The following is an 18,140-nucleotide window of genomic DNA, read 5'->3' as shown; positions in this document are numbered from 1 at the left end:
TCAGCATTGTCGAACCATAGTGGAGGAGTACGGCGCCATGGCCAAGAACATCCAGTCGCTCGAACGGGCGGCGGCGATGCTGCGTCTGCTGGCAGGCGGCGAACGGCGTCTGGGGCTGTCCGACATCGCCTCCTCCCTGGGCCTGGCCAAGGGCACCGCGCACGGCATTCTGCGCACGCTGCAGCACGAGGGCTTCGTGGAGCAGGACGGGGCCTCGGGGCGCTACCAGCTGGGTGCCGAGCTGCTGCGCCTGGGCAACAGCTATCTGGACGTCCACGAGCTGCGGGCGCGCGCCCTGGTCTGGACGGACGACCTGGCCCGCTCCAGCGGCGAGAGCGCCCACCTGGGGGTCCTGCACCAGCAGGGCGTCCTGATCGTGCACCACGTCTTCCGCCCCGACGACAGCAGGCAGGTCCTGGAGGTCGGGGCCATGCAGCCGCTGCACTCCACCGCGCTGGGCAAGGTGCTCGCGGCGTACGACCCGGTGGCGCACACCGAGGCCATCGAGGCCGAGCGGAAGCCTTTCACCCCGCGCACCGTCACCGACCTGGAGGAGTTCGAGTCGGTGCTCTCGCTGACCCGGGCGCGCGGTTGGGCGGACGACGTGGAGGAGACGTGGGAGGGGGTGGCCGCGGTGGCCGCACCGATCCACGACCGGCGCCGGATGCCGGTCGGCGCGGTTGCCGTGACCGGAGCGGTGGAGCGCATCTGCTCCGGGGGCGAGCTCCGTCCGGAGCTGGTCGCGGCAGTACGGGACTGCGCCCGGGCGGTTTCCCGGGATCTCGGCGCCGGGCGCTTCTGACCGTACTGGCGGATCATCGGTAACGATCGGGTCAAAGGCCCAGGAACTCTTGACGCTTCATTCACCAGGGGGAAACACTGCCGTTCACCGGTCGACATTGTCGAACGCCTAACGGCAATACACGCTAGGGTGTGACAGTGCCAAGGGCCGGTCAAGCCCTCACCTGAGGGCACGAACCACCGGAGGGACCCGGGGTTCGGCTTCCCTGGACGAAGGACAAAGGAGTCGCGGGTGTCCAGCTCCGACATCTTCATCGGCGAGACCATCGGTACCGCCGTGCTCATCCTGCTCGGCGGCGGTGTCTGTGCCGCCGTCACTCTCAAGCACTCCAAGGCACAGAACGCCGGCTGGCTCGCCATCACCTTCGGATGGGGCTTCGCGGTGCTGACCGCCGCGTATCTGGCCGGCGGGGTGTCGGGGGCACACCTCAACCCCGCGGTCACCATCGGCCTTGCGATCAAGGGCGCCACCCCGTGGAGCGACGTACCGCTGTACCTCGGCTCCCAGCTGCTCGGCGCGATGATCGGCGCGGTGCTGGTCTGGCTGACGTACTACGGGCAGTTCCGGGCCCATCTGACCGACCCGGCGACGCTGTACAGCCAGCCGAGTGAAGAGGGCATGGTCGACCAGGCCGCCGCCCCGAAGGCCGGCCCGGTGCTGGGCATCTTCTCGACGGGCCCGGAGATCCGGAACGCCGTCCAGAACGTGATCACCGAAGTCATCGCCACCGTCGTGCTGGTCCTGGCGATCCTCACGCAGGGTCTGAACAACAACGGTGACGGCCTCGGCACGCTCGGCGCGCTGATCACCGCCCTGGTCGTCGTCGCCATCGGTCTCTCGCTCGGCGGCCCGACCGGTTACGCAATCAACCCGGTTCGCGACCTCGGGCCGCGTATCGTGCACGCGCTGCTGCCGCTGCCGAACAAGGGCGGTTCCGACTGGGGCTACGCCTGGATCCCGGTCGTCGGCCCCCTCATCGGCGGTGCGATCGCGGGCGGGCTCTACAACGTCGCCTTCGCGTGAGCCGTAGAGCTCGGAGCCGTAACCCTCAGATCTCACAGACCTCCAGGAGCACACCGTGACCGACGCACACACCACCGGCCCGTTCATCGCGGCCATCGACCAGGGCACCACCTCCAGCCGATGCATCGTCTTCGACAAGGACGGCCGGATCGTCTCCGTCGACCAGAAGGAGCACGAGCAGATCTTCCCGAAGCCCGGCTGGGTCGAGCACAACGCGACCGAGATCTGGGAGAACGTCCAGGAGGTCGTCGCCGGCGCCATCGTCAAGGCGGGCATCACGGCCGCCGACGTCAAGGCGATCGGCATCACCAACCAGCGCGAGACCACGCTGCTCTGGGACAAGAACACCGGTGAGCCCGTCCACAACGCGATCGTCTGGCAGGACACCCGCACCGACGCGCTCTGCAAGGAGCTCGGCCGCAATGTCGGCCAGGACCGGTTCCGCCGCGAGACCGGGCTGCCGCTCGCCTCGTACTTCTCCGGTCCCAAGGTCCGCTGGCTGCTCGACAACGTCGAGGGACTGCGCGAGCGCGCCGAGCGCGGCGACATCCTCTTCGGCACCATGGACTCCTGGGTCATCTGGAACCTGACCGGCGGCGCCGACGGCGGCGTGCACGTCACCGACGTCACCAACGCCTCGCGCACCCTGCTGATGAACCTGCACGAGATGACGTGGGACCAGCGGATCCTCCAGTCGATGGAGATCCCCGCCGCCGTGCTGCCGGAGATCCGGTCCTCCGCCGAGGTGTACGGCCTCGCTAAGGACGGCGTCCTGGCCGGCGTCCCGGTCGCGTCCGCGCTCGGCGACCAGCAGGCGGCCCTCTTCGGCCAGACCTGCTTCTCCGAGGGCGAGGCCAAGTCCACGTACGGCACGGGCACCTTCATGCTGATGAACACCGGCGAGACGCCCGTCAACTCCTACAACGGACTGCTGACGACCGTCGGCTACCGGATCGGCGACCAGAAGCCGGTCTACGCCCTGGAAGGCTCCATCGCCGTCACCGGTTCGCTCGTGCAGTGGATGCGCGACCAGATGGGTCTGATCAAGTCCGCCGCCGAGATCGAGACGCTGGCCTCGTCGGTCGAGGACAACGGCGGCGCGTACTTCGTGCCCGCCTTCTCCGGTCTCTTCGCCCCGTACTGGCGCTCCGACGCCCGCGGTGTCATCGCCGGACTCACCAGGTACGTCACCAAGGCGCACATCGCCCGTGCCGTACTGGAGGCCACCGCCTGGCAGACCCGCGAGATCACCGACGCCATGACCAAGGACTCGGGCGTCGAGCTGACCGCCCTCAAGGTCGACGGCGGCATGACCTCCAACAACCTGCTGATGCAGACGCTCGCCGACTTCCTGGACGCACCCGTGGTGCGGCCCATGGTCGCCGAGACCACCTGCCTCGGCGCCGCCTACGCCGCCGGTCTCGCCGTCGGCTTCTGGCCGGACACCGACGCGCTGCGCGCCAACTGGCGCCGGGCCGCCGAGTGGACCCCCCGCATGGACGCGGACACCCGCGACCGCGAGTACAAGAGCTGGCTCAAGGCCGTGGAGCGGACCATGGGCTGGATCGAAGACGAGGAGTAATCGACATGACCACCCTGCAGAGCGTCCCGGCCCTCGGGACGCACCCGGCCTCCGGCTCCCTTCCGAGCCGCGCCGAGACTCGGGAGCAGCTCTCCAAGGCTACGTACGACCTCCTGGTGATCGGTGGCGGCATCCTGGGCATCTCCACCGCCTGGCACGCCGCGCAGTCCGGGCTGCGGGTGGCTCTGGTGGACGCCGGCGACTTCGCCGGCGCCACCTCCTCCGCCTCCTCCAAGCTGCTCCACGGCGGTCTGCGCTACCTGCAGACCGGTGCGGTGAAGCTGGTCGCGGAGAACCACTTCGAGCGCCGTGCGGTGTCCCGCCAGGTGGCTCCGCACCTGGCCAATCCGCTCACCTTCTATCTGCCGGTCTACAAGGGCGGCCCGCACGGTGCGGCCAAGCTCGGCGCGGGTGTGTTCGCGTACTCGGCGCTGTCCGCGTTCGGTGACGGCGTCGGCCATGTGATCAGCCCGGCGAAGGCGCAGCGCGATGTGCCGGAGCTGCGCACGGACAATCTGAAGGCGGTCGCGGTCTACGGCGACGACCAGATGAACGACGCCCGGATGGCGCTGATGACGGTCCGTGCGGCCGTCGACGCCGGTGCGGTCGTCCTCAACCATGCCGCGGTCACCGGGCTGCGGTTCACCAAGGGCCGGGTGACGGGCGCCGACCTGGAGGACCGTACGGACGGCACGGAGTTCGGCGTCACCGCCCGGCTGGTGCTGAACGCCACCGGCCCGTGGGTCGACCATCTGCGGAAGATGGAGGACCCGAACGCGGCGCCTTCGATACGCCTGTCCAAGGGCGCCCACCTCGTCCTGAAGCGCACCCGCCCCTGGAAGGCCGCGCTCGCCACCCCGATCGACAAGTACCGCATCACGTTCGCCCTGCCGTGGGAGGACATGCTGCTGCTCGGCACGACGGACGAGGAGTACGAGGGCGATCCGGCGGACGTCGCGGTCAACGAGAAGGACACCGCGCAGATCCTGGACGAGGCGGCGTTCTCGATCAAGGACCAGCAGTTGTCCCGCGATCTGATCACGTACTCCTTCGCGGGTCTGCGGGTGCTGCCGGGCGGTCCCGGCGACACCTCCAAGGCCAAGCGAGAGACGGTCGTGACGGAGGGCCGCGGCGGGATGCTCTCGGTCGCGGGCGGCAAGTGGACGACCTTCCGCCACATCGGCCGTACGGTGATGAACAAGCTGGCCGCGCTCCCCGGGCACCCGCTGGCCGAGGACATGGAGCCCATGGCGCATCTGCCGAAGAAGCTCCCGCTGCCCGGTATCGCCAACCCGAACGCGGTCGCGCACCGGCTGTTGATCGACGGTGGAACGCCCGGCCCGCGGATGTCCGCCGACACCGCCCGGCACCTCGCCACGCACTACGGCTCGCTCTCCTTCGACATCGCGCGGCTGGCGAACGAGAACCCGGCGCTGGCCGAGCGCATCCACCCGGACGCGCCGGAGATCTGGGCACAGGTCGCCTACGCGCGTGACCACGAGTGGGCGCAGACGGCCGACGACGTGCTGCGCCGCCGCACGACGCTGACCATCCGGGGCCTGGCCACGGACGAGATCCGGACGAGGGTCGAGGGAATGCTGGCCGACAAGGGCTGACCGGTACCGGCAGGTGCACGGGCGGGGGCGGTTTCCACGGGGGGAGCCGCCCCCGCCCGCGTACCCGCTGTGACCTGGGGCGGCCGGTGGACGTGAGCCACCCCGAACAGATCGAGACACTGCAGCGCTTCGCGGAGGAAATCGCTCCGGTGGTACGGCGCGAGGCTCCATCGACGCTCTGGAATTGAGCGATCGATCACCTCCTGCGGCAGACGGGGTTCTTCCGCCTGATCCGACCCCCATAATGAAGAGATACATCGGATGTCTTGTGCCGGGGTCTGATCCCGTCCGAATCCAGGAGGACCGTCATGGCTGTCACCGACGAGGCGATCGAGAAGATCAAGGGAATGATCGTCTCGGGTGCGCTGCGGCCAGGCGACCGACTGCCCAAGGAGAGCGAACTGGCCGCGGAGCTCGGGCTCTCCCGCAACTCGCTGCGGGAGGCCGTCCGCGCCCTCTCGCTGATCCGCATCCTCGACGTCCGGCAGGGCGACGGCACGTACGTCACCAGCCTCGACCCGCAGCTGCTGCTCGAGGCGCTGAGCTTCGTCGTGGACTTCCACCGCGACGACACGGTGCTGGAGTTCCTGGCGGTCCGCCGGATCCTGGAGCCCGCCGCGACGGCGATGGCGGCGACGCGGATCAGCGAGGCGCAGCTGGACGTGCTGAGCTCCCAGCTGGACGCGCTGGGCGCACAGCCGTCGGTGGAGGAGCTGGTCGCCTGCGACCTGGAGTTCCACCGCGGCATCGTGCAGTCGTCCGGGAATTCGGTGCTCTGCTCCCTGCTCGACGGTCTCTCCGGGCCGACGACGCGGGCCCGTGTCTGGCGCGGACTGACGCAGGAGGACGCGGTCAGCCGGACGCTGCACGAGCACCGGGCGATCGTGTCGGCGCTGCGGGACCGGGATGCGGAGGCTGCGCGAGCCTGGGCGACGGTGCATGTGGCGAGCGTGGAGCAGTGGTTGAGGTCGACGCTGTGACATGCGTACGGGCCGGTGCGCGGAACCCTCCGCGCACCGGCCCGTACGGACCCCGGTTCAGTCCTGCTTCTCGCCGCTCGCGAAGCGCGAGATGACCAGGGCGACAATGATGATCGCGCCGTTGAGGAACTGGTTCCACAGTGCCGGGACGCCGCCGAGGGTCATCACATTGACCACCAGCTGCAGCGTCAGCACTCCGGTCAGCGCACCGAACAGCGTGCCACGACCGCCCTTGAGGCTGATGCCGCCGATGACCGCCGCGGCGAACACCTGGAAGATCCAGCCGTTGCCCTGCGTCGCGGCGACCGCCCCGTAGTGGCCGGTGTAGAGGATGCCCGCGAAGGCCGCCAGCAGACCGCCGATGGCAAGCACGATCCAGGTGACCCGGTCGACCCGGATGCCCGCGGCCCGCGCCGCTTCCGGGTTGCCCCCGATCGCGTACAGCGAACGCCCGTGGCGCAGCCAGGCCAGCGCCGCGCCGCCGATCGCGAAGAGCACCAGACAGATCCAGACCGCGGCCGGTGCGCCGAGCCACTCGCTCTTGCCGAGGTAGCGGAACGACTCCGGGACGTCGGTGATGGACTTGCCCTCGGTGATGCCGATGTGGAGTCCGCGCAGCATGGTGAGCATGCCGAGCGTGGCGATGAAGCCGTTGACCCGGAGCTTCAGCATCAGGAAGCCGTTGATCGCGCCGATCGCGAGCCCCACCAGCAGGCAGAGCGGGATCGCCGACCAGGTGGGCAGCAGGCCGAGGCCGGCGAACCGGCCGCCCTCGGTGGGCAGCACCAGCCACATGGCGACGACGGGCGCGATGCCGATCGTCGACTCCAGGGACAGGTCCATCCGTCCGCAGATGAGGATCAGGGCCTGGCCGAGGACCAGCAGGCTGAGTTCGGAGGACTGCTGGACGACGCTGATCAGGTTGTCGGAGGTGAGGAAGACCGGCGAGACGATGAAGCCGATCACCATCAGCACCAGGATCACCGGCACCAGGGAGAAGTCGCTCCACCGGATCAGCTTGAGCCGGCTCAGCGGGCTGTCGTCGCCGAGCCCGCCCCCCAGTCCCCCGTTGATGTCGTCGGCCGTCGACGGCCGTATCGTGCCGGTCATTCCCTTTCCCCCACACCTTCCATGGCGGCGACGAGTTCCCCGTCGGTCCACCCGCTTCCGAACGCCCCGACCACGCGCCCGTGGAACAGGGCGAGCACCCGGTCACAGACCCGCAGATCGTCCAGCTCGTCCGAGACGACGACTGCGGCATTGCCCTCGTCGGCGACCCGCCGGACGACGCCGAGCAGCGAGTCCTTGGACTTGACGTCCACACCCGCGGTGGGCCGGACCGCGACCAGCACGCTCGGCTTGCGGGCCAGTGCGCGGGCGACCACCACCTTCTGCTGGTTGCCGCCCGACAGCCCGGCGACGGGCTGTTCGGGTCCCTGTGTCTTGATGTCCAGCGACTCGATCATCGACCGTGCGAACTCCCTGGTACGGGAGGGCAGTACGGTCCCCCACGGACCGAGCTGGTCGGTGACCGTGAGGGTGGCGTTCTCGGCGACGCTGCGTCCCAGGACAAGGCCCTGGTCGTGCCGGTCCTCGGGGATGTACCCGATTCCGGCGTCCAGCGCGTGCGGCACGCTGCCGGACGGCACCGTCCTCCCGTGTACGGAGACCGTGCCGCCGCTGGCCTTCCGCATCCCGGCGAGTGCCTCACCGAGTGCGGTGTTGCCGCTGGCCGCGGATCCGGCGAGGCCGAGCACCTCGCCGGGGCGGACCTGGAGGTCCAGCGGCTCGAACTGGCCCTCCAGGCAGAGCCCTTCGGTGCGCAGGACGGGCTCCACCGACGCGTCCCGGACCGCTGCCCGGTCACCGCCCGCGTGCCAGGCGGCGGGTCCGCTGCCCTTCTCGCCCGTCATCGCCGTGACCAGTTCGGTCTTGGTGAGGTCGGCAACCGGAGCGGTCAGGACGTGGCGTGCGTCTCGGTAGACGGTGACGGCGGTGCACAGGTCGTACACCTCCTGCAGATGGTGGGAGATGAACAGGAACGCCACTCCCTGGCTCTGCAGTTCCCTGAGCTTGTCGAAGAGCCGCCCGATGCCGCGGGCGTCGAGCTGGGCGGTCGGTTCGTCCAGGATGATCAGCCGGGCGCCGAAGGACAGCGCCCGCGCGATCTCGACGAACTGCCGCTGCTCCACGGCCAGATCCCTGGCCCGGGTGTTGGGGTCGACCTGGACGCCGTACTCGGCGAGGAGCTGCTCCGCACGCCTGCGGAGCCTTCCCCAGCTGATCCACCGCGACTCGTCGTCCAGCCGGCCGAGGAAGAGGTTCTCGGCGACGGTCAGATCGGGGACGACCATGGACTTCTGGTAGACGCAGGCGACCTTCGACTGCCAGGCCGTGGTGTCCCCGAAGGCGGGCGCGGGCTCCCCGCCGAAGCGGACCGTGCCCGCGTCCGCCTTGTGCAGTCCCGTCAGGACGCTGACCAGCGTGGACTTGCCCGCGCCGTTACGGCCGACGAGGGCATGGGACTCCCCGGGCTGCACGGTGAGCTGCACACCGTCGAGCGCCACGGTGGGCCCGAAGCGTTTGACGACGCCTTCCGCCTCTACGGCAGGTGGTGCCTTTTCCATCAGACCCCTTCTCAGCGAAGCGCTGTAGTGATGTCGGTGCCCTGCCCTCGGGCGGCGGTCAGGGCTTGGCCGCGTCTCGGCTCTTCGTTGCCGAGAGGGAAGCCCTCTCGGCAACGAGAGGGAGGAGTCACGGCTAGCTCTTCTTCTCTAGCTGATTGGCCCACAGTTTCGGGTCGTCCACGTTGTCCTTGGTCACCAGGGGCGCGGGAAGCTGGTCCTCGAAACCATTGGGAATCTTGATGATGTTCGAGTCGTGGTCGGTCGGGCCCTCCTTGAAGGTCTTACCGTCCAGGGCCGCCTTGGCGTAGTACAGCGCGTACTTCGCGTACAGGTCTGCGGGCTGCGAGATCGTCGCGTCGATCTTGCCCGCCCTGATGGCGTCGAACTCCTCCGGGATGCCGTCGTTGGAGATGATCGTGATGTGGCCCGCCGTACCGGTCGGCTTCAGCAGCTTCTTCTGCTCCAGCAGCGCGAGGGTCGGCTGCAGGAAGACACCGCCGGCCTGCATGTAGATACCGTTGATGTCGGGGTTCGCGGCGAGCGTGGACTGGAGCTTGGCGGACGCGACGTCGCCCTTCCAGTCGGTGGCCAGCTCGAAGACCTTGATGCCCGGGTAGTCCTTGTCCATGCAGGCCTTGAACGCCTCGGACCGGTCGCGGCCGTTGATCGAGGACAGGTCGCCCTGGAACTCGACGACCTTGCCCTTGCCCTTCAGCTGCTCGCCGAGGTACTTGCAGGCGTTGGTTCCGTACGCCTTGTTGTCGGCGCGGACGACCATGTAGACGTTGCCCTTGTCGGGGCGGGTGTCGACGCTGATGACCGGGATCTTCTTGTCGTTCAGCGCGTTCAGCGACTCGGCGATGGCCCCGGTGTCCTGCGGGGCCATCACGACGGCCTTGGCGCCCTGGTCGGTGAACGTCTGGACATTGGCGACGAGCTTGCCGATGTCGTTCTGCGAGTTGGTCAGCGGCAGTGCCTTGACCTCACCCGCCTTGACGCCCTTCTCGATGTAGTTCTGGTACGAGTTCCAGAAGTCGCTGTCGCTGCGCGGCAGGTCGATACCGACCTTCCCGGCGCCCGCGCCGTCATCGGTGGACTCGCGGTTGCAGCCCGCGAGGGCAGTGACGGCCAACAGCACGGCGCAGGCTGCCGCACTCGTCGTACGCACTCTCATTGGTGTCCCGTCCTTCGTGGAGTACTGGCTCGGTGCTCGGTCGGATGGTGCGGCTCGGGTTCAGTGGGATGGATCAGTTGCCGGCGGGCCGCAGGCGCAGGCCCTGCATTCCGCCGTCGACCGCGAGTGCCGTGCCCGTGACGGAGGCGGCGGCGGGGCTGGCGAGGTAGACGATCGCCGCGGCGACCTCGTCGGCCGACACGAGTCGTCCCAGCGGCTGGCGGGCATTGAGTGCGGCGCGTTCGGCGGCCGGGTCGTCGGCCTGGCCGAGGAGCCGGCCGATCCACGGGGTGTCCGCGGTGCCGGGGTTGACGCAGTTGACGCGGACACCTTCGCGGACGTGATCGGCGGCCATGGCGAGGGTCAGCGAGAGCACCGCGCCCTTGCTGGCGCTGTACAGGGCGCGCTGCGGCAGTCCGGCGGTCGCCGCGATGGAACAGGTGTGGGTGATCGAGACGGCGCCGGGCCGGTCGGCCGCCGCACGCCGCAGATGGGGCAGGGCGTGCCTGGCGGTGCGGACCATGCCGAGGACATTGATGTCCAGGACCCGGGTCCACTCCTCGTCGGCGTTGTCCTCGACGGTGCCGATCGAGCCGATGCCCGCGTTCGACACGACGGTGTGCAGCGAGCCCAGTTCGGCGGCTGCCCGGTCCACCGCCTCGCGCACGGCGTCGTCGTCGGTGACGTCCGCCTTGACGGCGAGGGTGCCCTCGGGGGCGCCCGCGGTCTCCCGGTCGAGCACGGCCACGCGCGCGCCGCGTTCCAGCAGCAGCGTCGCGACTGCGGCCCCGATACCGGAGGCACCACCCGTCACCAGGGCGGACATCCCCTCGAAGTCGCTTGTGCCGGTCATCAGTTGGCCTCCTCGGGCGTGCGGCGGGCCTGCCATACGGGGCCCTCCGGATAACGGTGTGCGGCGATCGAGTCGGGGAGCATCCGGGCGGAGAAGCCCGGGGAGCTCGGGGCGACGTAGCGGCCCCCTTCGATCACGGTGGGGTCGGCGAAGTGTTCGTGGAGGTGGTCGACGTACTCGATCACGCGGTTCTCCCAGCTGCCGGAGACCGCCACGTAGTCGAACATCGACAGGTGCTGCACCAGCTCGCACAGTCCGACGCCGCCCGCGTGCGGGCAGACCGGCACGCCGAACTTGGCGGCGAGCAGCAGGATCGCCAGGTTCTCGTTGACGCCCGCGACGCGCGCCGCGTCGATCTGGACGAAGTCGACGGCGCCGGCCTGGAGCAGCTGCTTGAACACGACGCGGTTGGCGACGTGTTCACCGGTGGCGACCTTGACCGGCTGCCCGGCCCGGACGGCGGCGTGTCCGAGGATGTCGTCGGGGCTGGTCGGCTCCTCGATCCAGTGCGGGTCGAACGGCGCGAGCACGGTCAGCCACTCCACCGCGTCGGCGACGTCCCACCGCTGGTTGGCGTCGACGGCGATCCTGATGTCCGGTCCGACGGCCTCGCGGGCCAGGGAGAGCCTGCGGACGTCGTCGCCGAGGTCTCCACCGACCTTCAGCTTGATCTGGGTGAAGCCGTCCGCGACGGCCTCCTTCGCCAGTCGGACCAGTTTGTCGTCGGCGTAGCCGAGCCAGCCGGGCGACGTGGTGTACGCGGGGTAGCCCTCGGCACGCAGCCGTTCGGCTCGCTCGGCGCGTCCCGGTTCGGCCGTCCGGAGGATCTCGAGGGCCTCGTCCGGGGTGAGGACATCGGTGATATAGCGGAAATCGACGAGGGAGACGAGCTCCTCCGGAGTCATTTCCGCGAGGAACTGCCAGACGGGTCTGCCCGCGTGCTTCGCGGCCAGGTCCCATGCGGCGTTGACGACCGCGCCCGCCGCCATGTGCATCACACCCTTTTCCGGGCCGAGCCAGCGCAGTTGCGAGTCATGGGTGAGCTCGCGGTACAGCGCACCGAGATCGGCCGCGGTACGAGGCGCCGGGCGGCCGACCACGTACGGGCGCAGCGCGTCGATGGCAGCCGCCATCACCTCGTTGCCGCGCCCGATGGTGAAGCAGAAGCCATGACCCTCGATACCGGCTCCGTCGTCGTCCGAGCCGTCCGGGGCATCTGTACGCAGTACGACATAGGCGGCGGAGTAATCGGGATCGGGGTTCATGGCGTCCGAGCCGTCCAGTTGCTCCGAGGTCGGAAAACGGATGTCGTGGACCTCGAAGTCCGTGACGGTCTGACTCATGTGCGCCCCCAGGGGAATAACATCGGACCTCTGTTCTGGTCATCCGATGTATAGCGCCACGAAGGCACCAACGTCCAGAGTTGAGCGGAAACTGACGGGACACAGCTCGGATGAATCCGGAAGCTGGTGCCCTGATTGGGCCGGTGATGCACCCCCTGGAGCCAGGTTCACCCGGCCGTGGACAGGGGCTGCGGCGATGGAGCCCCGACGCCGTAAGGTTGGTGCGTACGCAAGGGAACTTCGGAAGGAGGCCTGGGTGATCGAGCTCGCGGGGGTTCCCGAGCTGATCGACCCGGTCATGGTGGCCGCGTTCGAGGGGTGGAACGACGCAGGTGACGCCGCCTCCACAGCGGTCGCGCACCTGGACCGGGAGTGGAAGGGCGAGGTGTTCGCGGCACTCGACGCCGAGGACTACTACGACTTCCAGGTCAACCGGCCGACGGTCTGGCTGGACGGCGGGGTACGCAAGATCACCTGGCCCACCACGCGGCTCTCCGTGGTCCGTATCGGCGGGGACAAGCCCCGCGATCTCGTCCTGGTCCGCGGTATCGAGCCGTCGATGCGCTGGCGCTCGTTCTGCAACGAGATCCTGGGCTTCGCCCATGAGCTGGGCGTCGAGATGGTGGTGGTACTGGGCGCGCTGCTCGGCGACACCCCGCACACCCGCCCGGTGCCGGTCAGCGGAGTCACCTCCGACCCGGATCTGGCACGGACCATGGATCTGGAGGAGACCCGGTACGAGGGACCGACGGGCATCGTCGGCATCCTCCAGGAGGCGTGCACGCATGCGGGGGTGCCCGCGGTGAGCCTCTGGGCGGCCGTGCCGCACTATGTGTCGCAGCCGCCCAACCCGAAGGCCACCATGGCGCTGCTGAACCGCCTGGAGGACCTGCTCGGACTGCGCATCCCGCTGGGCGAGCTGCCCGAGGACGCGCGGGCCTGGCAGCTCGGGGTCGATCAATTGGCCGCCGAGGACAGCGAAGTGGCGGAGTACGTGCAGACGCTCGAGGAGGCCCGGGACACCGCGGAGCTTCCCGAAGCGACGGGCGAAGCCATCGCCCGGGAGTTCGAGCGGTATCTGCGGCGCCGGGACATCGGCCCGGGCTCCGGACCGGGCCAGGCGCCGGGCGGGCATGCGACGGAGAGCGGCGACGCCTCGTATCTGCGCGACACGTCGAGCGGCCGCACCAGGCCGCCGAAGCCGTCGCGGCCGGAGACGGGGACACCACCGGGAACCTCTGGCGAGCCCACTCAAGAGCAACCCTCCGACGACGACAACGACTCCGAAGATTCATCGGAGGACTGACGGTGGTGCGCCGGGCGGGGCGCGTGCCCGCCCGGCGCACCACCGTTGAGGGGCCTCTCAGGAGCAGCTGAAGCGCGCCGCGGCCCAGTCCCCGTGGTCACCGGTCTTGGATCCGTTGGTGTCGGTGACCTTCAGATGCACATGGCGCGCACCGGTGACGTCCACGTCGACCGGCACGGTGGCCGATGCCCCGGTCACCTTCGATGAGGTCCACAGCACCTTGCCGTCCGCCTCGACGGAGAACGCCACTTCGCCGTAGCCGTTGATTTCGTCGTCGATCCCGGCGTCCGCGGTGAACGTGGTGCAGCGTCCGCCGAGATAGACCTCGATGTCGGAGTCGGCGTGGCTGCCGATCCCCTTCGCGTAGGTCTTCCCGGCCAGGGTGAGGGTGTGTCCGTCGGTCGCGCCCGACTCGCCGTTGCTGCGGTCGCGTTCGGCCGGCCCGTAGCCGTTGGTCGACTTCAGCCACACCAGGTCGCTCGCCCAGGTGTCGGCGGTCGGCGGCTGGGGCATCACCGCGGCCGCGAACCGCTGGACGGTGGTACGGGATTCGCCCGCCGCCCGGTAGCGGGCGAGCGCGGTGATCCGGGCCTCGCCGGCCGTGGCGTCCTTCGCCGGGGTGACTGCCACCTCGACCCGCCGGGTGGTGCCCGCCGGGATCCGGTCCACGGTGCTCGCCGGGGTGACCTGCCAGCCCTCGGGGACGTCCAGGCCGACCGCGGCGTCCGTCACGTCGGCGCTGCCCGCGGTGACATCGACGGCCACCGTGCCCGCGACGCCCGCCCCGACCTCCTGCCCCTCCGGCGAGGAGACGACGGCCGTGGCGGCCGCGTTCTTTCCGCCGACGGCGCTGGTGTCCTCCAGCTTCACACTGAACTCCTTGCCGGTGGAGAGCGGTGCGGTCTTGATCTTCACCACTCCGCCGCGGTCGTCCCGGTCGTACCACCAGCCCTGCTTCGCGGTCTTGTACGCGGCCGCGGAACCCAGCCGGGGCAGCTTGCCGTCGAGCTTCACCGCGCTCGGCGCGGACCCGGTGTGCACGCTGAACTCGTACGGCCGCCTGCTCTGCTTGCCGGTGAAGTCCCCCTTGCTCTCACCGATGTTCACGGTGATGTCGCCCGCGCCCCGGACGGGTGCGTCGACGTCCGCCCGCTGGGTGGCGTACCTGCCGTCGCGGTGCTGCCGGGTGACTCCGTCGTCCTCGTACAGCGTGAAGGAGGACGCGCCCTGCGGGTAGATGTCCCAGGCCAGCGAGGAGTCGGCGGTCCGGTCCTGGTACGAGCGGATGCCCGGCCACATCGGCACACTGGCTCCGGCCTTCACGAAGAGCGGCAGGGTGTCGAGCGGGGCGCTGTAGTGGTCGACGGTCGTGGGCCCCTGGTAGGTGCGGCCGCTCCAGTAGTCGATCCAGGTGCCCTTCGGCAGATAGATCCCGTCGCGGTGGGTGCTGTCCTGGTAGACGGGTGCGACGAGGAAGTCCTCGCCGGACATGAACTCGTACTTCGCCGCGCCCGTCGCGGCCTTCGGGTCGTCCGGGTATTCGAGGACGAGCGGGCGGACCATGCCGACGCCGGTCTTGGTCGCCTCGTGCGCGTACGAGTACTGGTACGGCAGCAGCGACTCCTTGAGCTTGAGGTAGTCGCGGTTGATGGAGGTGTAGGGCTCGCCGTAGCGGAAGGGCTGCTTGTCGCTGGCTGCCCAGCCGTCCATCGTCATCGTGGTGCCCAGGAACATCTTCCACTGGAGATCACGGGTGTACGTCTTGGCGCTGCCGCCGAAGATGCCGTCGACGTCGCCCGTCGTGTAGGCGAGTCCGGACATCGTGGCACCCGCGTAGGTCGGGATCTGCCAGCGGATGTAGTCCCAGGTGCCGTACTGGTCACCGGACCACTGGACGCCGCAGCGCTGCGCGCCCGACCAGCTCTCCGGGGCGTAGGTGAAGCCGCGGGCGTCGCTGTTGTCCTCGATGCCCTTGTACGCGTCCTTGCAGCCGTCCAGTGCGAACTTGTAGCCCGCCCCGACCCAGGCGACGTCCAGCTTGGCGACCCGCTGGCCGGCCTTGACCTGGTCGGCGATCTTGCCGATGCCGTCCTGGGTCCACAGGCCGAGTTGCATGCCGCGGTCCTGGAGACCCTTGGCGGTCTCGGCGAGGTTCTCGTGGCCGCAGCCGTAACCGTCGTTGACGAGCATCCACCCGTTGGGCATGTCGTGCTCGACGTAACCGTCGGCGACCTTCAGGGCGTCCAGGGTGTGGCGCTCGCCGCGGTTGGCATTGTGCAGGTAGCAGTCGGCGTCGCCGATCTCCATCCCGTACACGGGCGGCAGGAAGGGCTTGCCGGTGAGCTTCGTGTACTGCCCGATGACGTCCTTGGCGTCGTCGCCGGCGAAGTAGTAGGCGTCGAAGCGCTGTTCCTGCGCGCTGGTGGTCACCGGGTCGGTGAACGCGTAGGTGTTGGGCGCGTAGGTGTTGCGGAAGACGCCGTACCCGGCGGAGGAGAGGTAGAACGGCACGGAATTGGGGTGGCCGCCGTCGTTCCAGTTGTAGTCGACGCCGACCTCGACGGTCTTGTCGCGGTGCGAGGTGTTGCCGCGCCCGTTCTGCATGCCGGCGCCGTAGAACTGCTCGTCGGCGCCGCGGGCCAGCGTCTGGGTGGTGCGCTTCCCGTCCCAGCTGAGCCCCTTGGCCTCGGACCAGACGAGGCTGCCGTCGGCCCGGTGGAGCTCGAAGCGCAGCGGCGACTTGTAGGCGCGCAGCGTGACGCTGCCGGTGGACAGCTCGTACCGGTCGCTCCTCTCCTTCCACCGGGTGTGCGGCGGGGCGCCCTGCGGCAGGACGATGTCGTCGCCGGTCGGGTCGGAGAACGTACCGTCCGGGGCGAGTTCGATACGGAAGGTCTCGTCGGTGACGAAGCTGACCCGGGCCTCGGCGGAGCCGGCCCTGAGGTGGTAGACGGATCCGTCGGCGGAGAAACCGCTCAGATCACCGACCGTCGTGGCCTCGGGCGCGGCGGGTTCGGCCTGTGCGCTGCCGGGTCCCGCAAACACGGCGACCAGTCCCAGCAGAGCTGCAACTGCCACCACTCTGATGCGCGTTGATGATTGCATAGAGCGCTTTTAGCGCAGCCGCAAGCATTTGACCATGGACAAAACAGGACCGGCCCCGAACTTCGTGGAGAAGTCCAAGGCCGGCCAACAGGCAGAGAAAGAAGGGTTGTTACAGCGCGACACCCAGCAGCGCGTCGACGGTGCGCGAGACGAGGCCCGGCGCACCCTCGTCCGTACCGCCCTCAGCGTTCTGGCGCTCGGCCCAGCGATCCACGGCAGCCAGAGCGGCCGGCGCGTCCAGGTCGTCGGCGAGAGCCTCGCGGACCTCGTCGACGAGGGCGTCGGCGGACAGTCCATCGGGCCGGGAGACGGCGGAACGCCACCGCGCGAGCCGCTCGACGGCGTCGGCGAGCACCTGGTCGGTCCACTCCCAGTCCGACCGGTAGTGGTGCGAGAGCAGCGCCAGCCTGATCGCGGCCGGGTCCACGCCGTCGCGGCGCAGCGCCGACACGAAGACCAGGTTGCCCCGGGACTTGGACATCTTCTCGCCGTCCAGGGCGACCATCCCGGCGTGCACGTACGCCTGGGCGAACGGGTGCTCGCCGGTCAGCACCTGGGCGTGCGATGCGCCCATCTCGTGATGCGGGAAGGCGAGGTCGGACCCGCCGCCCTGGACGTCGAAGCCCATGCCGAGGTGGTCCAGCGCGATGGCCACGCACTCGATGTGCCAACCGGGCCGTCCGGCACCGAGCGAGGCGCCGTCCCAGCTCGGCTCACCCTCGCGGGCGGCCATCCAGAGCATCGGGTCGAGCGGGTTCTTCTTCCCCGGGCGCTCCGGGTCGCCCCCGCGCTCCGCGGAGAGCAGCCGCATCGCCTCGGCGTCCAGGTTGGACACCTCGCCGAAGTGCGGGTCGGTCTCGACGGAGAAGTACACGTCGCCGTCGAGTTCGTAGGCGGCACCGGCGTCCCGGAGCCGTTCGACGAGCGGGACGATGCCGGGTATCGCCTCCACCGCGCCGATGTAGTGCTTCGGCGGAAGCATGCGCAGGGCGGTCATGTCCTCGCGGAAGAGGGCCGTCTCGCGCTCGGCGAGCTCGGTCCAGTCCTGACCGTCGCGCACGGCCCGCTCCAGCAGCGGATCGTCCACGTCGGTCACATTCTGGACATAGTGAACCTGCCGCTTGGTGTCGAGCCACACGCGCTGAACGAGGTCGAACGCGTTGTAGGTCGCCGCATGACCCATGTGGGTCGCGTCGTACGGCGTGATGCCGCAGACGTAGATGCGGGCGACGGGACCGGGGTCAAGAGTGATCCGTCCGCCGGTCGCGGTGTCGTGGATCCGAAGGTCGCGGCCCTTGCCAGGCAGGGCGGGGACCTCAGAAGCGGGCCAGGCATGCATGCCATGAGCGTAACCGGACGTTGCTTCCGGATACGAACCGGATACGGGATTCTGCCCTGAGCGACGGTCTTGCGCTTGCGCGGTGCCCGCTCCCCGCCGCGCCGATTCCCGAAGCCGTGGCTCTGCCCCGGCCCCCCGGTCCCGCCGCCGCCGGACGGGCCGTGCGAGGCCCACAGGCCCCCTCAGAGCCTGTCGGGTGACCTCTGACCGGGCGGGGCTCAAGGATGTTCTCCGGCGCCGGACGGGCTCGGTTGTCGGCCACCCACCGTCGTAAAGACTCCGCCCCGGACCTGCACGGGCGAGATCCGGGGCGGAGCCCCGGAAAACCAGCCCCTCCGGCGCGTGAGGAGCGAGGGTTCAGGGGCAGCGCCTGCGGCGTTCGGGCAGGGG

General features: G+C 69.5%; 13 protein-coding genes. 6 read left to right on the top strand and 7 right to left on the bottom strand.

Features of this window, described 5'->3' with window-relative positions; translation table 11 throughout:
* The first annotated feature begins 37 nt into the window (after positions 1–37).
* The 5 genes from OG972_RS32530 (at position 38) to OG972_RS32510 (ending at position 6,003) form a co-directional block, all read left to right on the top strand.
* Entirely contained in the window at positions 38–802 is a 765-nt protein-coding gene (locus tag OG972_RS32530) for an IclR family transcriptional regulator (RefSeq protein WP_266987608.1), read from the top strand.
* Between the two features lie 231 nt (positions 803–1,033).
* On the top strand, positions 1,034–1,825 hold the full coding sequence (locus OG972_RS32525; RefSeq protein WP_266987606.1) for an MIP/aquaporin family protein: 792 nt from the start codon (positions 1,034–1,036) through the stop codon (positions 1,823–1,825).
* A 55-nt stretch (positions 1,826–1,880) separates the two neighbouring features.
* Positions 1,881–3,407 carry a glycerol kinase GlpK gene (gene glpK / locus OG972_RS32520; RefSeq protein ID WP_266987604.1) on the top strand — a complete coding sequence of 509 codons (1,527 nt, stop codon included), beginning with the start codon at positions 1,881–1,883 and terminating at the stop codon, positions 3,405–3,407.
* Positions 3,408–3,412: 5 nt separating this feature from the next.
* On the top strand, positions 3,413–5,023 hold the full coding sequence (locus OG972_RS32515; RefSeq protein WP_266987602.1) for a glycerol-3-phosphate dehydrogenase/oxidase: 1,611 nt from the start codon (positions 3,413–3,415) through the stop codon (positions 5,021–5,023).
* 308 nt (positions 5,024–5,331) lie between these two features.
* Positions 5,332–6,003 carry a FadR/GntR family transcriptional regulator gene (locus OG972_RS32510; protein WP_037700470.1) on the top strand — a complete coding sequence of 224 codons (672 nt, stop codon included), beginning with the start codon at positions 5,332–5,334 and terminating at the stop codon, positions 6,001–6,003.
* A 57-nt stretch (positions 6,004–6,060) separates the two neighbouring features.
* Here the strand turns inward: OG972_RS32510 and OG972_RS32505 are convergent, their stop codons facing one another.
* From OG972_RS32505 to OG972_RS32485, 5 genes are all read right to left on the bottom strand, one after another.
* Positions 6,061–7,113: an ABC transporter permease gene (locus tag OG972_RS32505; protein WP_266987600.1), complete on the bottom strand. Its 1,053-nt coding sequence runs from the start codon at positions 7,111–7,113 to the stop codon at positions 6,061–6,063.
* Complete coding sequence (locus OG972_RS32500; RefSeq protein ID WP_266987598.1) at positions 7,110–8,630, bottom strand: sugar ABC transporter ATP-binding protein; 1,521 nt, start codon at positions 8,628–8,630, stop codon at positions 7,110–7,112. Before OG972_RS32500 ends, OG972_RS32505 begins: the two co-directional genes overlap by 4 nt.
* Positions 8,631–8,763: 133 nt before the next feature.
* Positions 8,764–9,804, bottom strand: a complete 1,041-nt coding sequence (locus tag OG972_RS32495; protein WP_266987596.1) for a sugar ABC transporter substrate-binding protein — start codon at positions 9,802–9,804, stop codon at positions 8,764–8,766.
* A gap of 73 nt (positions 9,805–9,877) precedes the next feature.
* Positions 9,878–10,657, bottom strand: a complete 780-nt coding sequence (locus OG972_RS32490) for an SDR family NAD(P)-dependent oxidoreductase (protein WP_266987594.1) — start codon at positions 10,655–10,657, stop codon at positions 9,878–9,880.
* Positions 10,657–12,000, bottom strand: coding sequence for an L-fuconate dehydratase (locus tag OG972_RS32485; RefSeq protein ID WP_266987592.1), 1,344 nt, complete (start codon positions 11,998–12,000; stop codon positions 10,657–10,659). The genes OG972_RS32490 and OG972_RS32485 overlap by 1 nt, the downstream gene beginning before the upstream one ends.
* A gap of 256 nt (positions 12,001–12,256) precedes the next feature.
* Here OG972_RS32485 and OG972_RS32480 point away from each other — a divergent pair, with 256 nt between their 5' ends.
* Positions 12,257–13,306, top strand: a complete 1,050-nt coding sequence (locus tag OG972_RS32480; RefSeq protein ID WP_266987590.1) for a PAC2 family protein — start codon at positions 12,257–12,259, stop codon at positions 13,304–13,306.
* Positions 13,307–13,363: 57 nt separating this feature from the next.
* On the opposite strand, the gene OG972_RS32475 is transcribed toward OG972_RS32480, so the two are convergent.
* Together OG972_RS32475 and mshC are read right to left on the bottom strand one after the other, a co-directional pair.
* Positions 13,364–16,411 carry an NPCBM/NEW2 domain-containing protein gene (locus OG972_RS32475; protein WP_266987588.1) on the bottom strand — a complete coding sequence of 1,016 codons (3,048 nt, stop codon included), beginning with the start codon at positions 16,409–16,411 and terminating at the stop codon, positions 13,364–13,366.
* 109 nt (positions 16,412–16,520) lie between these two features.
* The gene (gene mshC, locus OG972_RS32470; RefSeq protein WP_266987586.1) at positions 16,521–17,750 is read right to left on the bottom strand and encodes a cysteine--1-D-myo-inosityl 2-amino-2-deoxy-alpha-D-glucopyranoside ligase; all 1,230 of its coding nucleotides are present in this window, start codon (positions 17,748–17,750) and stop codon (positions 16,521–16,523) included.
* Positions 17,751–18,140 lie beyond the last annotated feature (390 nt).

It is taken from the genome of Streptomyces sp. NBC_01669 (genome assembly GCF_026339735.1).
GTDB classification, from domain to species: Bacteria; Actinomycetota; Actinomycetes; order Streptomycetales; family Streptomycetaceae; genus Streptomyces; species Streptomyces yanii.
The sequence above is the reverse complement of the archived record's forward strand: the minus strand, read 5'-3'. Positions and strand labels throughout refer to the sequence as shown.